The organism is Leucobacter sp. wl10 (assembly GCF_003569785.1).
Taxonomy (GTDB): domain Bacteria; phylum Actinomycetota; class Actinomycetes; order Actinomycetales; family Microbacteriaceae; genus Leucobacter.
This window is the reverse complement of the sequence record NZ_KZ984015.1, coordinates 1-13,090: the sequence shown is the minus strand read 5'-3', so window position 1 is coordinate 13,090 and position 13,090 is coordinate 1. Positions and strand designations below refer to the sequence as shown.

The 13,090-nt window shown below is 66.5% G+C and carries 14 protein-coding genes; 11 read left to right on the top strand and 3 right to left on the bottom strand.

Annotation, left to right across the window (positions count from 1 at the left end; translation table 11 throughout):
* Positions 1-18: 18 nt before the first annotated feature.
* Together D1J51_RS16910 and D1J51_RS16905 are read right to left on the bottom strand one after the other, a co-directional pair.
* A complete protein-coding gene (locus D1J51_RS16910) occupies positions 19-804 on the bottom strand; it encodes an IclR family transcriptional regulator (RefSeq protein WP_119077094.1) in 786 nt (261 codons plus the stop codon).
* A 163-nt stretch (positions 805-967) separates the two neighbouring features.
* Positions 968-1,747: an IclR family transcriptional regulator gene (locus D1J51_RS16905; protein WP_119077092.1), complete on the bottom strand. Its 780-nt coding sequence runs from the start codon at positions 1,745-1,747 to the stop codon at positions 968-970.
* A gap of 53 nt (positions 1,748-1,800) precedes the next feature.
* On the opposite strand from D1J51_RS16905, the gene D1J51_RS18250 reads away from it, so the two are divergent.
* The 9 genes from D1J51_RS18250 to D1J51_RS16865 all read left to right on the top strand — a co-directional run bounded on the left by D1J51_RS18250 (position 1,801) and on the right by D1J51_RS16865 (position 10,354).
* Positions 1,801-1,998 (top strand): hypothetical protein, encoded by a 198-nt coding sequence (locus D1J51_RS18250; RefSeq protein WP_205548012.1) that lies wholly within the window; start codon positions 1,801-1,803, stop codon positions 1,996-1,998.
* Positions 1,999-2,044: 46 nt separating this feature from the next.
* Complete coding sequence (locus D1J51_RS16900; RefSeq protein ID WP_119077090.1) at positions 2,045-3,160, top strand: ABC transporter substrate-binding protein; 1,116 nt, start codon at positions 2,045-2,047, stop codon at positions 3,158-3,160.
* Between the two features lie 31 nt (positions 3,161-3,191).
* Positions 3,192-3,992 (top strand): ABC transporter ATP-binding protein, encoded by an 801-nt coding sequence (locus D1J51_RS16895; RefSeq protein WP_119077088.1) that lies wholly within the window; start codon positions 3,192-3,194, stop codon positions 3,990-3,992.
* A gap of 20 nt (positions 3,993-4,012) precedes the next feature.
* Entirely contained in the window at positions 4,013-4,855 is an 843-nt protein-coding gene (locus D1J51_RS16890) for an ABC transporter permease (RefSeq protein WP_119077114.1), read from the top strand.
* Entirely contained in the window at positions 4,845-6,131 is a 1,287-nt protein-coding gene (locus D1J51_RS16885; protein ID WP_119077087.1) for an aspartate aminotransferase family protein, read from the top strand. Before D1J51_RS16890 ends, D1J51_RS16885 begins: the two co-directional genes overlap by 11 nt.
* A gap of 64 nt (positions 6,132-6,195) precedes the next feature.
* The gene (locus D1J51_RS16880; RefSeq protein WP_162903910.1) at positions 6,196-7,638 is read left to right on the top strand and encodes an aldehyde dehydrogenase family protein; all 1,443 of its coding nucleotides are present in this window, start codon (positions 6,196-6,198) and stop codon (positions 7,636-7,638) included.
* Positions 7,639-8,379 (top strand): maleate cis-trans isomerase family protein, encoded by a 741-nt coding sequence (locus D1J51_RS16875; protein ID WP_119077084.1) that lies wholly within the window; start codon positions 7,639-7,641, stop codon positions 8,377-8,379.
* Positions 8,376-9,560 carry an FAD-dependent oxidoreductase gene (locus D1J51_RS16870; protein ID WP_162903909.1) on the top strand — a complete coding sequence of 395 codons (1,185 nt, stop codon included), beginning with the start codon at positions 8,376-8,378 and terminating at the stop codon, positions 9,558-9,560. The genes D1J51_RS16875 and D1J51_RS16870 overlap by 4 nt, the downstream gene beginning before the upstream one ends.
* Entirely contained in the window at positions 9,557-10,354 is a 798-nt protein-coding gene (locus tag D1J51_RS16865; protein ID WP_205548009.1) for an aspartate/glutamate racemase family protein, read from the top strand. Before D1J51_RS16870 ends, D1J51_RS16865 begins: the two co-directional genes overlap by 4 nt.
* Positions 10,355-10,633: 279 nt before the next feature.
* Here the strand turns inward: D1J51_RS16865 and D1J51_RS16860 are convergent, their stop codons facing one another.
* Entirely contained in the window at positions 10,634-11,302 is a 669-nt protein-coding gene (locus D1J51_RS16860) for a GOLPH3/VPS74 family protein (RefSeq protein WP_162903908.1), read from the bottom strand.
* Positions 11,303-11,755: 453 nt separating this feature from the next.
* Between D1J51_RS16860 and D1J51_RS16855 the strand changes: the two genes are divergently transcribed.
* Together D1J51_RS16855 and D1J51_RS16850 are read left to right on the top strand one after the other, a co-directional pair.
* Positions 11,756-12,091 carry a CCDC90 family protein gene (locus D1J51_RS16855; RefSeq protein WP_119077079.1) on the top strand — a complete coding sequence of 112 codons (336 nt, stop codon included), beginning with the start codon at positions 11,756-11,758 and terminating at the stop codon, positions 12,089-12,091.
* Positions 12,092-12,184: 93 nt separating this feature from the next.
* Positions 12,185-13,039, top strand: coding sequence for a ParA family protein (locus D1J51_RS16850; RefSeq protein WP_119077077.1), 855 nt, complete (start codon positions 12,185-12,187; stop codon positions 13,037-13,039).
* Positions 13,040-13,090: the final 51 nt, after the last annotated feature.

The window sequence follows — 13,090 nt, the reverse complement described above, 5'->3', positions numbered from 1 at the left end:
GGGCGTCGGGGCAGGGGTCTAGTGGTGGAGCGGGGTCTTGAGTTCCCCGGAGAGAGCGTCGGCGGCCTCGATCGCCTGAGCGGCGAGGGCTCGCTCCCGCTCGTGTGTGAGCCGCGAGGTGAGGGCCGCGACGCTGATCGCCCCGATGACCTCGTCGAAGCGATTGCGCACCGGAGCCGCGAAGCTGGTGGAGTCCCGCACCCGCTCGCCCGTCGTGCGGGCGAAGCCATCCCTGCGCACCGCGCGCAGGCGCTCGCGCAGCAGTTCGGGTTCGGTAATCGTCGTCGCGCTCATCGCGGGCACGGGGGCATTCAGCACGGCCTCAACCTCGTCCTCGGGGAGGAAGGCGAGGATCGCCGCTCCCGAGGCGCCGATGGTGAGGGGGTGCGCGGCGCCGACCTCTACGGAGATGCGCACCAGCTGTCGGCTCTCCACCTGACCGACGTACACGCGGCGGTGCCCAATGCGCCCCGAGAGGGTCGTCGTCTCGCCGGTCGTCTCGGCGAGGTTCGCGAGTACCTCCATGCCGTGGCGGCGGAACTTGGACGTCTGGTTCGCCGAGTCGACGAGCGAGAACGCGGCGAAGCCGACTTGGTATTTCCGGGTCTCGTGGTTCTGCCAGAGGAAGCCGCTCGCGCAGAGGGTCTGCACGATGCGGTGCACAACAGCCTTACTCAGGCCCGTGGCTCGGGCGATGTCGGTGATGCCGATCGGCTCCTTGGAGCCCGCGAACGCCAGGAGCACCTCCGCCACGCGCGCGGTGGTGGAGTCGGCCGGGCCTTGGCCGGTCTTCGTTTCGCTCATCGGGCCATTTCCTCTCGGCTGGTGAGTGCTGTCGAACTGCACGGATCGTCGTCGCACGGTGCAAGGGACGGCGTGGCTTGGATATCGCCGGAGGTGCCCGGCGGTCGATGGTATTCCACTGACGGGGATACTACCCGTCTCGCGTCCCGCTTCACGGCTTTCGTCATGCGGTCCGGTGTCCCAGTCTCGCAGAGACCTCCCGCGTCACCGTCGTCAGCGGTGCCGAGAGATCGTCCAAGCGTTCGCGTGAGAGGCGGGAAGTGGGGCCGCAGACGGTGATGGCGCCGACCACCTCGCCGTCGAGATCGAACACCGGGGCGGCGACCGATGCCGCTCCGCTCTGGCGCTCTCCTTGGGAGATCGCGTAGCCGAGCTCTCGGATGCGCTCGCAGTCGTCCCGAAGCGCCTCGGCGGTGGGGATCGTCTGGTCGGTGAGCTTCGTCGGCTCGGTGGCCAGGATCCGCTCGCGTTTCGACTCGGGAAGATAGGCGAGAAGTACGCGGCCGGTCGCGCCCGCGGTAAGGGGGTACTGCCGGCCGAGCGCGACCGTGATCTTCATCTCGTGCGTCGTCTCGAGCTGGTCGATGAAGACCCGCTGGGTGTCGATGAGGGCGCAGAGCGTGACTGTCTCGCCCGTCGCGGCGCGCAGGCGCGCGAGGCCCGGTCTGGCCGCGAGGCGGAGATCGGAGGATCGTAGGGCCGCCGCGCCGAGTGCCGCGACCGCGGGGCCGAGCGAATACTTCCTCGTCTCCGGGCTGCGCACGAGGAAGCCGTGCGCCACGAATGACTGCAGCATGCGGTGCACGACGGATTTCGCAAGGCCCATCTCCCGCGCGATGCCGGAGACGCCCCACGCTGATTCTCCGGAGAGGAAAAGCAGGAGCAGCGAAGCCGCCCTCGTGGTGGCCTCCGTGCCGGCTTGATTGGGACTCCGATCGTCCATCTCCCATACCTCCCGCAAATGTGGTTCGTACTTTGAAGTATAGCAATCGTTCCGTGAAGAGGAACAAAAATTCTGTTTTATGCCTACCGGCAATCTTCGTAATAATCGTTGAAATTATGCCTTTTTTGCAAGCTTGTTTCCCTTGTGGACGCGATAAATCCGGTTCTGAAAATACGAGTACGAAAATTAAAGATCCTCTAAACGGAACGATGATGTACAGTGGCGGCAGCGGATCGTTCGAAGCCGCCTGACGATGCAGATTCGAGCCGCAACGGAGCGCTTGAAGGAGAGAGCACGATGAAGAAAACAACCATTCTGAAGATGCTTGCCGCCACTGCAGCGGTTGTGTTGGTGGCGGGATGCAGTTCGGGCGCCAACTCTCCGAACGACGGAACGGGCGGTGACGGGGGGACCACCGAACTCACCGTCGCATTCGCGAGGAACACCGTGACCGCGGCCGAGGAGATCTTCACCTACGCGGTGCCGACCAACCTCGGCTTCTTCAAAGAGGAAGGCCTCGCAGTCGATATGGTGACCGCGGACGGCTCGACCGCCGCTATCCAAGCGCTCGGATCGGGCAGCGCCGATATCGCCTACGCCTCCTCAGCGAACATCCTTGCCGCGATCGAGCAGGGCCTGCCCATCAAAGCGTTTGCCGGTCTCACCGTGCGTTGGCCTTACTACATCGGTGTGCCGAAGGACAGCGGCATCGAGTCGGTCGCTGATCTCAAGGGCAAGCGCGTTGGCGTCATCAGCCTTGCCTCGGCTTCCTACTCCGACCTCAAGGCCAACCTGCTGGAGGCCGGTCTGACCGAGTCCGACGTCGAGATCGTCCCTGTCGGCTCGGGCACCTCGGCTGCGGCCGCGCTGCAGAACGGCGAGATCGACGCGGTCGACTCGTTCACCGACTCCTTCACGGTGATGGAGAACAGCGGGCTCAGCCTTGACCTGCTGAAGCGCCCCGCGAAGATGGACGAGCTCTTCAGCGTTACGATGGCGACGAGCGACAAGATGCTCGCCGAGAACCCCGACGCGCTCGCGGCCTTCGTGCGTTCGGCGTACAAGGGGATCGTCTACTCCCAGGTGAACCCCGAGGCGGCCCTCGAGCTCGGCTTCGAGGAGTTCCCCGTGCTGCCGGGTGCGGGCGACCCCAAGAGCAATGAGGCCAAGGAGAGCCTGGCCGCCATGAAGATCGCACTGCTCGATTCCCTGCCCGACGACCCCGGAACCGACCCGAATGCGTGGGGCGACTGGATCATCCTCTCCGACGAGCGCTGGCAGGCCGTGATCGACTACGCCCTTGCTACCGGGCAGATCACGAAGAAGTTCAAGGTCTCAGAGGTATGGGACGGCTCGCTCTCGGATCAGTACCTCAACTTCAACCGCGACGAGATCGCGAACCTCGAGAAGTAACTGAGGACTGCAGCGCGAGGGGGCTGACGACATGACCACACCGGTGAATGCCGAGAGTACGAGCACGTTGATCGAGGCGCGCCAGCTCACCAAGATCTACCGCCCGCGCAGGTCGGCGCCGACGGTAGCGCTCGACAATGTCGATCTCAGCATCAGCGAAGGCGAGTTCATCGCGCTCGTCGGCCCCTCGGGTTGCGGCAAGACCACCCTCCTCAAGATCATGGCCGGGCTGATCACCAGCTACGACGGCAGCGTGACCTTGGGCGGGAGCGCGGTGAAAGGCCCCACCGCCGATGTGGGCGTGGTCTTCCAGCAGCCTACGCTGCTGCCGTGGCGCACCATTCTCGAGAACATCATGATTCCGATCGAGGTGCAGGGCCTCGACAAGAAGGCCGGCCTGAATCGGGCTCGCGAGCTCATGAGGACCGTCGGCCTCGAGGGGTTCGACACTAAGTACCCGAAGGAACTCTCGGGAGGCATGCAGCAGCGGGCGGGCATTTGTCGCGCGCTGGTGCACGACCCGAAAGTGCTGCTCATGGACGAACCCTTCGGCGCGCTCGACGCGATGACGCGCGAATTCATGAACGAGGAGCTGCAGCGGATCTGGCTGCAGAGCGGAAAGACGGTCGTGTTCGTCACCCATTCGATCCCGGAGGCCACCTTCCTCGCCGACCGCGTCGTCGTGATGACGCCCCGGCCCGGCCGCATCGCCGAGATCGTGTCCGTCGACATCGGGCGGCCCCGCAGCCTCGGCGATATGGCGACCGACGCGGCGGGCGAGAAGCTCGAGCGCATTCGCGTGCACTTCAAGAACAGCTCGATGGTCGACTGAGTCCACCCGGAGAGGCCATGATGTCAGAAACAGTTCCCATCTCAGTCGTTGAGGCGGACAGCGCCTCGAGCAAGGGCGGTCTCGGCGCGCTGCTCGCCAAGAAACCCGAGCTCTACCTCGTTCCGATCACCTTCGTCATCATCATGGTGCTGTGGGAAGGCCTCGTTCGGCTGCTCCAGGTACCCAGTTTCGTGTTGCCCGGACCCATTGCCATCTGGAACGGGCTCATCGATCTGCTCCAGCAGGACATCTTCTGGGGCAATCTCTGGGTGACCGGCGGCGAGGTGCTCGTCGGCTACGCCTTCGGCGTCGTCATCGCGCTCGTTCTCGGCACGCTGATCTCCCAGATCCGGGTGCTCGAGCGCTCGCTCCTGCCCTACGTCGTCGCCTTCCAAACCATCCCGAGCGTTGCCCTCGCACCCCTGTTCGTGATCTGGTTCGGCTTCGGCGAGCTCTCGAAGATCGTGATGGCGGCCATCATCTCCTTCTTCCCGATCCTCGTGAACGTCATCGCGGGTCTCAAGGCATCCGACCCCGATCAACTGCAGATGATGCGCTCCTTCGGTGCGAACGCGGGCCAAGTGTTCTGGAAGGTCAAGATTCGCAACTCGCTGCCCTACGTCTTCACCGGGCTCAAGGTGGGCACCCTCTTCGCACTGGTCGGCGCGATCGTCGGCGAGTTCGTGGGAGCGAAGAAGGGCCTCGGTTATCTGATCCTGCAGTACAACTATCAGTTCAACATCGAGGGCATGTTCTCCGTGCTGATCGTGCTCGCCGTCATCGGCATGCTGCTGCACGGCGCAATCGGCTTCGTCGAGCGGAGGATCGTGTTCTGGACGGGAGAGGACAGTCATGCCGCTTGATGGGCCGCACTCTCGGAGTTTCGACGGGTCGCTTGCCTACCGCGAGCGCGCAACACGGGTACTGGCGCGCGGCGTATCCTCGTCGCCGCGCGCGTCGCAGCGGCCGGTCGCGGTGCTCCAGGAGCGGGCGTCGGGGTGCACCGTCGTCGACGCGGACGGCAACAGCTACACCGACTACGCGCTCGGCTACGGACCGCTGCTGCTCGGGCACAGCCCGGTGCCGGTGCTTGATGCCGTGCGGACCGAGCTGGATCGCGGGTTGCGCACGGGAGGCGTGACCGCGGGGGAGGCCGAACTCGCCGAACGCATCGCGCGCTGTGTGCCGAGTGGCGAGGTCTCGACCTTCCTCAGTTCGGGCACGGAGGCCGTGCAGCTCGCGCTGCGCATCGCCAGAGCGGGTACCGGACGCACCCGCATCGTGAAGTTCCGCGGGCACTACCACGGCTGGACGGACAGCATGCACGTGGCCAACTCGCCCGGCAGTGACGCACTGACAACCGACGGCCAGGATCCGCTCGCCTCCGCCAACGTCATTTGCCTCGAATGGGGCGACCTCGAAGGACTGCAGGCCGTGCTCGACGATACGGTGGCAGCGATCATCACGGAGGCGGCCGCGATCAACGCCGGCTGCTTCGAACCCGAGGCGGGTTTTCTCGAGGGACTGCGCGAGGCAACACGCGCGAACGGATCCCTGCTGATCTTCGACGAGGTCATCACCGGTTTCAGGCTCGGACTCGGCGGGGCGCAGCAGCGCTACGGAGTCTTCCCCGATCTCACCGTGCTCGGCAAGGTGTTGGGCGGGGGCCTCCCGCTCAGTGCTGTCACCGGGCCGCGCACCGCCATGCACCCGGTGGTGTCAGGGGCGGTGCTGCATCGCGGCACCTACAATGGCAATCCGCTCTCCGTCGCGGCCGGCAATGCGTGCCTCGACCTGCTCGAACGCCATGCGGAGGAGCTCTACCCCCGCATGGAGGCACTGGGCGCGGCGCTCGCCGCGGGCATCAGGGAGAGTGCGGAACGCCATGGCAAGCCCTTCGCCGTCAACCACGTCGGCACCTGCCTGCAGTTCTTCGTCTCGGAACGGCCGATCACCAGGCTCACCGACCTCATCGGCCTCGACAAGGACCGCATACTCGAGTTCTCAGAGCAGCTCGTTCGCCGGGGCGTGATCACGCTCCCGCGAGGGCTCATGTACCTGTCGACCGAGCACACCGATGCCGATATTGAGGCCACGATTTCAGCGTTCGACGACGCCCTCTCCTCACTCGCGAACTAGGCGCCTCGCGCGTACAGCAAAGGAACATCCCATGGCACTGGACCCCAGGCACACCATTCCTCCCATGACCGACCCCGAAATGACCATCGCGGGCCGCCCGGTGCTCGGCGAGGGCTCCGAGATCGACGTCTTCTCGCCGGTCGACGGCTCGCTGCTCGCCCGCGTCCCATCGGCCACCGAGGCTCAGGTCGACGAGGCCGTCACCGTGGCTGCAGCGGCCTTCCCCGGATGGGCCGCGACCTCACGCGAAGAGCGCTCACGCCTGATCCACCGCCTCTGCGACCTCATGCAGCAGAACTTCGACGCGCTGCTGTCGACCATCATCAACGAGGTCGGCACGCCGATCACACTGACAGAGAGCCTGCAGATCCAATACCCCATTGATCAGATGCGATGGTACGCCGACTACATCCTCGACGACGACACCGTCGATCTGGGGAAGGCCGACTACGGCGCCCCCAGGCACTCCAAGATTTACAAGCGCCCCGTCGGCGTTGTCGCCGCGATCTCCGCCTACAATTACCCGCTACACCTCGGCCTGTGGAAGGTCGGAGCGGCGCTCGCCGCGGGTTGCACGGTCGTCCTCATGCCATCTCCGCGCACTCCGCTCGCAGTGCTGCAAGTGGGACGCCTTGCCCGGGAGGCCGGTCTGCCCGACGGCGTGTTCAACGTGCTCGTAGGAGGCCCCGACGTGGGGCGGGTTCTGACCCAGCACAAGCGCGTCGACAAGATCTCCTTCACGGGATCCGACACGGTCGGCGCGAGCATCATCGCCCAGTCGGCGCCCGGAATCAAGCGCGTGACCCTCGAACTCGGCGGCAAGTCGGCCGCGATCATTCTGCCCGGAGCCGACCTCGACGTCGCGGCCGATCAGGTGCACCGCCGCTACACGCGCAATGCCGGCCAGGGCTGCGCCTCGCCGACCCGAATTCTCGTGCACGAGTCGGTGAAGGACGAGTTCATTGAGGCCACACGGCGGGTGTACGCGGAGTTGAAGGTCGGGGATCCATGGGATCGCACCACCGACATCGGCCCTGTGATCCGCCCGGAGCACCGGGCCCGCATCGAGGGGATGGTGGCCGACGCGGTGGCCCGCGGCGCGAGGGTCGTCGCGGGCGGCGGGCGTCCCGACTTCGAGCAGGGTTGGTGGGTGAACCCCCACGTGCTCGCAGACCTGGACAACAGCGATCCGATTGCGCAGAACGAGGTCTTCGGACCCGTCGCGGTGCTCATCACCTACTCCGATCTCGACGATGCCGTAGCGATCGCCAACGACACCCGCTTCGGGCTGAACGGCTACGTCTACGGTGATCCCGAGCTGGCGGCTCAGGTCGCCCCCCGGGTGCGTGCCGGCACGATCGCGATCAACGCCGCGAGCGGCCTGCGGCCTGATGCGCCCTTCGGCGGCTTCGGCCACAGCGGCATCGGTCGGGAGGGCGGCGTGTGGGGCATCTCGGTCTTCCAAGAGATCCAGCACATCCAGTACCCCATCCGGAAAGGTGAGTAGATGTCAGAGCTGCAGTACCGCGCAGGAGTGATCGTTCCTCCGGCCAACCCCACGGTCGAACCGGAGTTCCGCGAGCTCATCGCCGAGGAGCTGATCGTGCACACGACCCGCTTCCCGGTGTTCACTGGATGGGATCAGCAGCAACGCAACCAGGGCTATCTCGATACGCTGCCGCAGTCCGTGACGGACTTCGGCTCGCTCGCCCTGGACAGCATCTTCATCGCGTGCACCGGATCCCACTATCTGCTCTCCCCCGAGGAGGACGAGAAGCGCTGCATCCAGCTGAGCGAGCAAGTCGGTACGAACGTGCGCTCCGCAACGCTCACGATCACCGACGCGCTGACCGCGCTCGGGGTGAGCAAGATCATCGTCGCTTCCCCGTACGAGACCTGGCTGACGGAACTGTCACACCGCTACTGGGAAGCCGCGGGCTTCTCCGTGGACAAGGTGGTACGCGTGCGCTCCACGAGCGGGTACAACCCCTACGACGTCACCTCCGAGGATCTCGCGGAGCAAGTCGGAGGAGCGGGCCTCGCCGATGACGCGGTGATCCTCTTCACCGGCACCGGCATGCGCACTACGGGCGCGATGCAGCTGCTGTCGCAGGGCACCGAGCGCCGCGTCATCTCTTCGAACCTGTGCGGCGCCCGCTGGATGCAGCGCGATCTTCCCACATCCTCTGCGCAGGCGCACCCCCTGCTCGAACGCATGGCGCGCCAGATCGAGGAGAACACCCGTTGAGCCCGGAATACGATGTCATCGTCGCCGGTGCCGGCCCGGTCGGCCTGTTCGGCGCGCTCCGCCTGGCGCAGCAGGGTGCGAGCGTACTCCTGCTCGAAGCCGGCGACAGGCTCGGCACGCTCTCGAAGGCCTCAACTTTTCACCCCTCGACGCTCGACCTGCTCGATGAGGCGGGCGTCGCCGAGGAACTGCTCGAGCAGGGCGTCATCGTAGACGAGATACAGTGGCGCAACTTGGACGGGCAGACGATCGCCCGCATCTCCTTCTCCGTACTCGTCGGCCAGACGAAGTTCCCTTTCCGGCTCCACGCCGAACAGACCCTGCTCACCCCGATCCTGCTGCGCGAACTCGAGGCCCTCGATTCCGTCGACGTGCGGTTCTCCGCGCGCTGCGACCGCGTCGAGCAGGATTCCGACACGGTCACCGCGACCTTCTCTGGCCAGGGGGGTGAGCAGCGTGCGACCGCGAAGTTCCTACTTGCGGCCGACGGCTCCCACAGCGAGATCCGCAAGCAGCTCGGAATCGACTTCCCCGGCTCCTCATACGCCTCCCGCGCCCTGCGGGTCGTGACTCGGGAGGATCTGCGCGATGCTCTGCCCGGCCTCGCCGGCATCGCCTATGTGCGGGATGCTAGGCAGTCCTGCAGCCTGCTGCACATGCGGGACCATTGGCGGTTCATTTTCCGCGTCGCGGGCAAGAGTAGCGACGACGAGGTGCTCGATCCGGTCGCGGTGCGCGAGCTCATCGACACTGTCGTGCCCGGGGTGAGCATCGACTTCGCCGAGGTCTACAGCAACCGAGCACATGTGGCTGAGACATACACGAGCGGCCGGGTCGCGCTGGCCGGCGACGCCGCGCACGTCACCACGACCGCGGGAGGCATGAACATGAACTGCGGCCTGCACGACGCCTACGCCATGGCCCGTGCCATCGCCGATGTGCTCGGCGGCGCGCCCTCCGAGACCTTCGAGGAGGCTGCGGCCGCGCGCCGCAGCGTCGTGAAGGATGTCATCATCCCCGGCACCGAGTCCCGCGCGGCGGGCAGCGAGGGCGACGCCGAGGCGCTCGCGAAGGCGCTCGCCTCCATCGAAGAACTCGCCGGTGACCCGCAGCGCTCCCTCGAGTTCCTCTACCAGGCCTCGATGCTCGACACCGCGCCGAGCCTGGGCGTGGCGCGATGACCACGCGCATCTGGTTCCAGAAGCACACGATCAAGGGGCGCATGCCGCTGCTCGACGAGTGGTACGAGCGCCACTTCGAGAGCGTGATCGGCCCTGATACCGTCGTGGACATCCACACACTGCCCGACACGGCCTACCCGAAGTCGACCCCGGAGGGGGTCGTGCGCTTCGGCGCCGTCGAGACCTTCTTCAGCCACTACTTCGCGAAGCAGGCCTACCAGGCCGAGAAGCTCGGTTACGATGCCTTCGTCACGGGAGCCTCGCAGGATCCCGGGCTGCATCTGGCGCGCACGATCGTCGGCATCCCGGTGCTCGGTTACGGCGAGACTTCCTTTCACACCGCGGCCATGACCGGGCACGAGTTCGCGATCGTGGGGTTCATCCCCGAACTCGCGGAACCCATACGCGAGAACCTCACAGCGATGGGGCTGCTGCCGAAGTTCCGCGGTTTCCACTACATCGAGAACGGCGCGGCGATCGTGCCGCGGGCGCTGCAGGGCGACACCGCCGAATTCATGCGGGCCTTTGAAGCGACGGCGAGGGCTGCGGTCGCCGCGGGCGCGCAGCTCATCGTCCCGGGCGAGGGCCTGCCGAACGAGATCCTCGCGCACGAGGGGGTCTCCGAGGTGGACGGGGTGCCGATTCTCGACTCCGACGGCCTCGTCGTGAAAACCGCCGAGCATCTTGTCTCGCTCCAGCGGCTCGGGATCCTCCGGCGCTCGACCGTAGGCTATTGGAAGCGGCGGCCGGATCCCGACTATCTCGAGCACCTGACCCGGGTGTTCTGGAGCTGAACCGGGTGAGAGGCCGCTCACGCACGAGTTCGTTCGGGAAGATGCGTTGCACGTGGGCATCCGGGGCCAAGATCAGCGCCGCTGCGAGTCACGCACTGGCCTACCCCCATACTGACCCGCCCGGGCTCCGGGATGTGACCGTGGCAGGTGCATAGCGCAAGTGCGGGTTCGAGCCGTGTCGACGAGAGACGTTCAAGTTCTCCGCCGACTCGGAGCTGGAGGCGAAGATGCACCCAGCCGCACCGAATCACCCACGGCCACCGGATCAGGATCCCGCGGCTACGCACCACCCACCGCTATCGCGGGTATGACCGCGGCGGCCGCCATGATGGCGGCGTTCAGCGCCTGAACGGCCCGGTCCACGGCCTCGCCGGTCGGGGAGTGCTCGACGACGGCATCGATCCGCGTCTTCAGCTCCTGGCCTCGCATCCCATTGGATTCAGCCTTGAGGATGTATCGCGCGACGCCGAGGCCCTGCAAGACCGACAGCAGCGTCGCATCGGCGGCGGTGGGTGCGGCCGTACCGGCGAGCACAGCCGTCAGACGCGTGCGCGTCCGCCGCTCGGGTTCGGGGTCCTGCTCCGGCGTTCGCGGTTTTCCCATGCCGAAGAAGGTGCGGTCTCCGTATGCGAGCACTCCCTGCTTCACGAGCGAGGCGACCACGGTCTCTTCGGGATCGAGCTTCGACCAGGTGACGAGCTGATCGAGCCGCTTACCGTTCCGGCCCGCGAGCTGCGCGAGCCCCGCGTCGAGCACCGGGTGGCCGGTAGGGGAGGAGGAGACCACGATGAGGTGCGGCGGTTGCTCCTCCGTCAGCACGACGCGTTCGGCGAGCACGAGGTCCGCGATGAGCGCGGCGGTCAACCCGTAGCCGCGCTGGGTTCCCGGGGACTCCTGCGTGCCGAGATCCTTCGTGAGCAGGAGGTAGAGTTCTTCCGCGATCAGCATGGCGCGCTCCTCACGGCTCGGGTTTGGCTTCCGTACGCTCTCGACGTTACGCCCGTGTCGGAGCGGGCGCATCCGTCCCGGGGCGGATCCTTCGACTCTTGTGCCCACCGGCCTCGGCACCGGAGCGCCCGTGCGTCGGGGTCCGAGCCCCGCTGGCCGCGCCCCGCTCTCGTGCGGAGAAGCTGCGGAACGGAATCTCCCAGGAGCTGCGCAGAACGCGTGCGTTGCGTATCGTCTCGCAAACTCCGCAGCGTCTCGAGGGGTGGGAGTCGGGGTGTGCCGGACGGTGTGCACGCGACGAAGCCTCGCGGCGCTTGCTTCTTCGCTCACAATGTTGGTGCCCTGCGGGAGCTTCGGTCACTTATGCACTTTCTTCGTTTTGGACCTGTGCTGCCCACGGGAGTCGCGTAGTTTTCAGTGGTGGAAGGGGGATCCCTGAACCAGAATGGAGGTGTGTACGTGTCAACCGAGGTCATCGCGATCGTCGTCTCGGCGTTCGGGCTGATGGTCACGCTCGGCGGCGGGATCTTCGCAGGGTTCGCCTGGGTCGTTCGGCAGATGGGTGGACTGCGGACGGAGCTGAGGGGCGACATCGCGGAGCTGCGAACCGAGTTGAGGGGCGACATCGCGGAGTTGCGAACCGAGTTGAGGGGCGACATCGCCGAGCTGCGGACGGAGTTGAGGGGCGACATCGCCGAGCTGAGCGCCGACATGACCGCGACGAAGGTGACCGTGGCGCGTCTCGATGGTCTGGTGGAGGGGCGGCAGCGCTTGATCCTCGCGCGCTGACGATGCGCGCGAGACGCGGCGGTTGGTCGGGGCGCGGGCGGGCTCCTTCCGCCGCGATAGGATTGAGCGTTAGCGAGCGAGAGGAGGACCGGAATGGCGAAGCAGCAGGTCGGGCTGGGACCGACCGGGCGACCCGATCGTGTGATCCCGGCGCCCCGCAAGCTCGACCGCCACGGGCCCGCGCGCATCATCGCGATGTGCAACCAGAAGGGCGGCGTCGGCAAGACGACCAGCACCATCAACCTCGCAGCGGCGCTCGCGCGTTACGGACGCAGGGTGCTGGCGGTCGACTTCGATCCGCAGGGCGCCCTCTCGGCCGGCCTCGGCGTGCCGGCGCACGACGTGCCCACCATCTACGACCTCATGCTGGGCAAGGTGAAGGATCCGCGCGACGCGATCACGCCCACCGACACCGCCGGTCTCGACATCATCCCCGCCAACATCGACCTCTCGGCCGCGGAGGTGCACCTCGTCACCGAGGTGGCCCGCGAGCAGATCCTCGCCGGCGTGCTTCGCAAGGTCGCGGCCGACTACGACGTAGTACTCATCGACTGCCAGCCGTCGCTCGGTCTGCTCACGGTGAACGCGCTCACCGCGAGCCACGGCGTGCTGATCCCGCTCGCCTGCGAGTACTTCGCGCTGCGCGGCGTCGCCCTGCTGGTCGAGACCATCGACAAGGTGCGGGATCGTCTCAACCCGGCGCTCGAGCTCGACGGCATCCTCGCCACACTGTACGACTCCCGCACCCTGCACGCGCGCGAGGTGCTGGAGCGCGTCGTCGACGCGTTCGACGACAAGGTGTTCGACACCGTGATCGGCCGCACGGTCAAGCTGCCCGACGCGCAGATCGCAGCCAAGCCGATCCTCGACTACGCGCCGTCGAACGCCGCATCGGAGGCGTATCTGAAGCTGGCGCGCGAGCTGGTGCAGCGCGGCGTGGTCGCATAGGGATCGCGGCGGTCATGGCGGATTCAATTGGTTGTCGCAACACCCTGATGA

What these genes read in the sequence shown, in the direction of transcription:
- D1J51_RS16895 (WP_119077088.1), top strand. Translation starts at nt 3,192, where the DNA reads ATGACCACACCGGTGAATGCCGAGAGTACGAGCACGTTGATCGAGGCG.
- D1J51_RS16905 (WP_119077092.1), bottom strand. Translation starts at nt 1,747, where the DNA reads ATGGACGATCGGAGTCCCAATCAAGCCGGCACGGAGGCCACCACGAGG.
- D1J51_RS16885 (WP_119077087.1), top strand. Translation starts at nt 4,845, where the DNA reads ATGCCGCTTGATGGGCCGCACTCTCGGAGTTTCGACGGGTCGCTTGCC.
- D1J51_RS16860 (WP_162903908.1), bottom strand. Translation starts at nt 11,302, where the DNA reads ATGCTGATCGCGGAAGAACTCTACCTCCTGCTCACGAAGGATCTCGGC.
- D1J51_RS16850 (WP_119077077.1), top strand. Translation starts at nt 12,185, where the DNA reads ATGGCGAAGCAGCAGGTCGGGCTGGGACCGACCGGGCGACCCGATCGT.
- D1J51_RS16910 (WP_119077094.1), bottom strand. Translation starts at nt 804, where the DNA reads ATGAGCGAAACGAAGACCGGCCAAGGCCCGGCCGACTCCACCACCGCG.
- D1J51_RS16865 (WP_205548009.1), top strand. Translation starts at nt 9,557, where the DNA reads ATGACCACGCGCATCTGGTTCCAGAAGCACACGATCAAGGGGCGCATG.
- D1J51_RS16900 (WP_119077090.1), top strand. Translation starts at nt 2,045, where the DNA reads ATGAAGAAAACAACCATTCTGAAGATGCTTGCCGCCACTGCAGCGGTT.
- D1J51_RS16880 (WP_162903910.1), top strand. Translation starts at nt 6,196, where the DNA reads ATGACCGACCCCGAAATGACCATCGCGGGCCGCCCGGTGCTCGGCGAG.
- D1J51_RS16890 (WP_119077114.1), top strand. Translation starts at nt 4,013, where the DNA reads ATGTCAGAAACAGTTCCCATCTCAGTCGTTGAGGCGGACAGCGCCTCG.
- D1J51_RS16875 (WP_119077084.1), top strand. Translation starts at nt 7,639, where the DNA reads ATGTCAGAGCTGCAGTACCGCGCAGGAGTGATCGTTCCTCCGGCCAAC.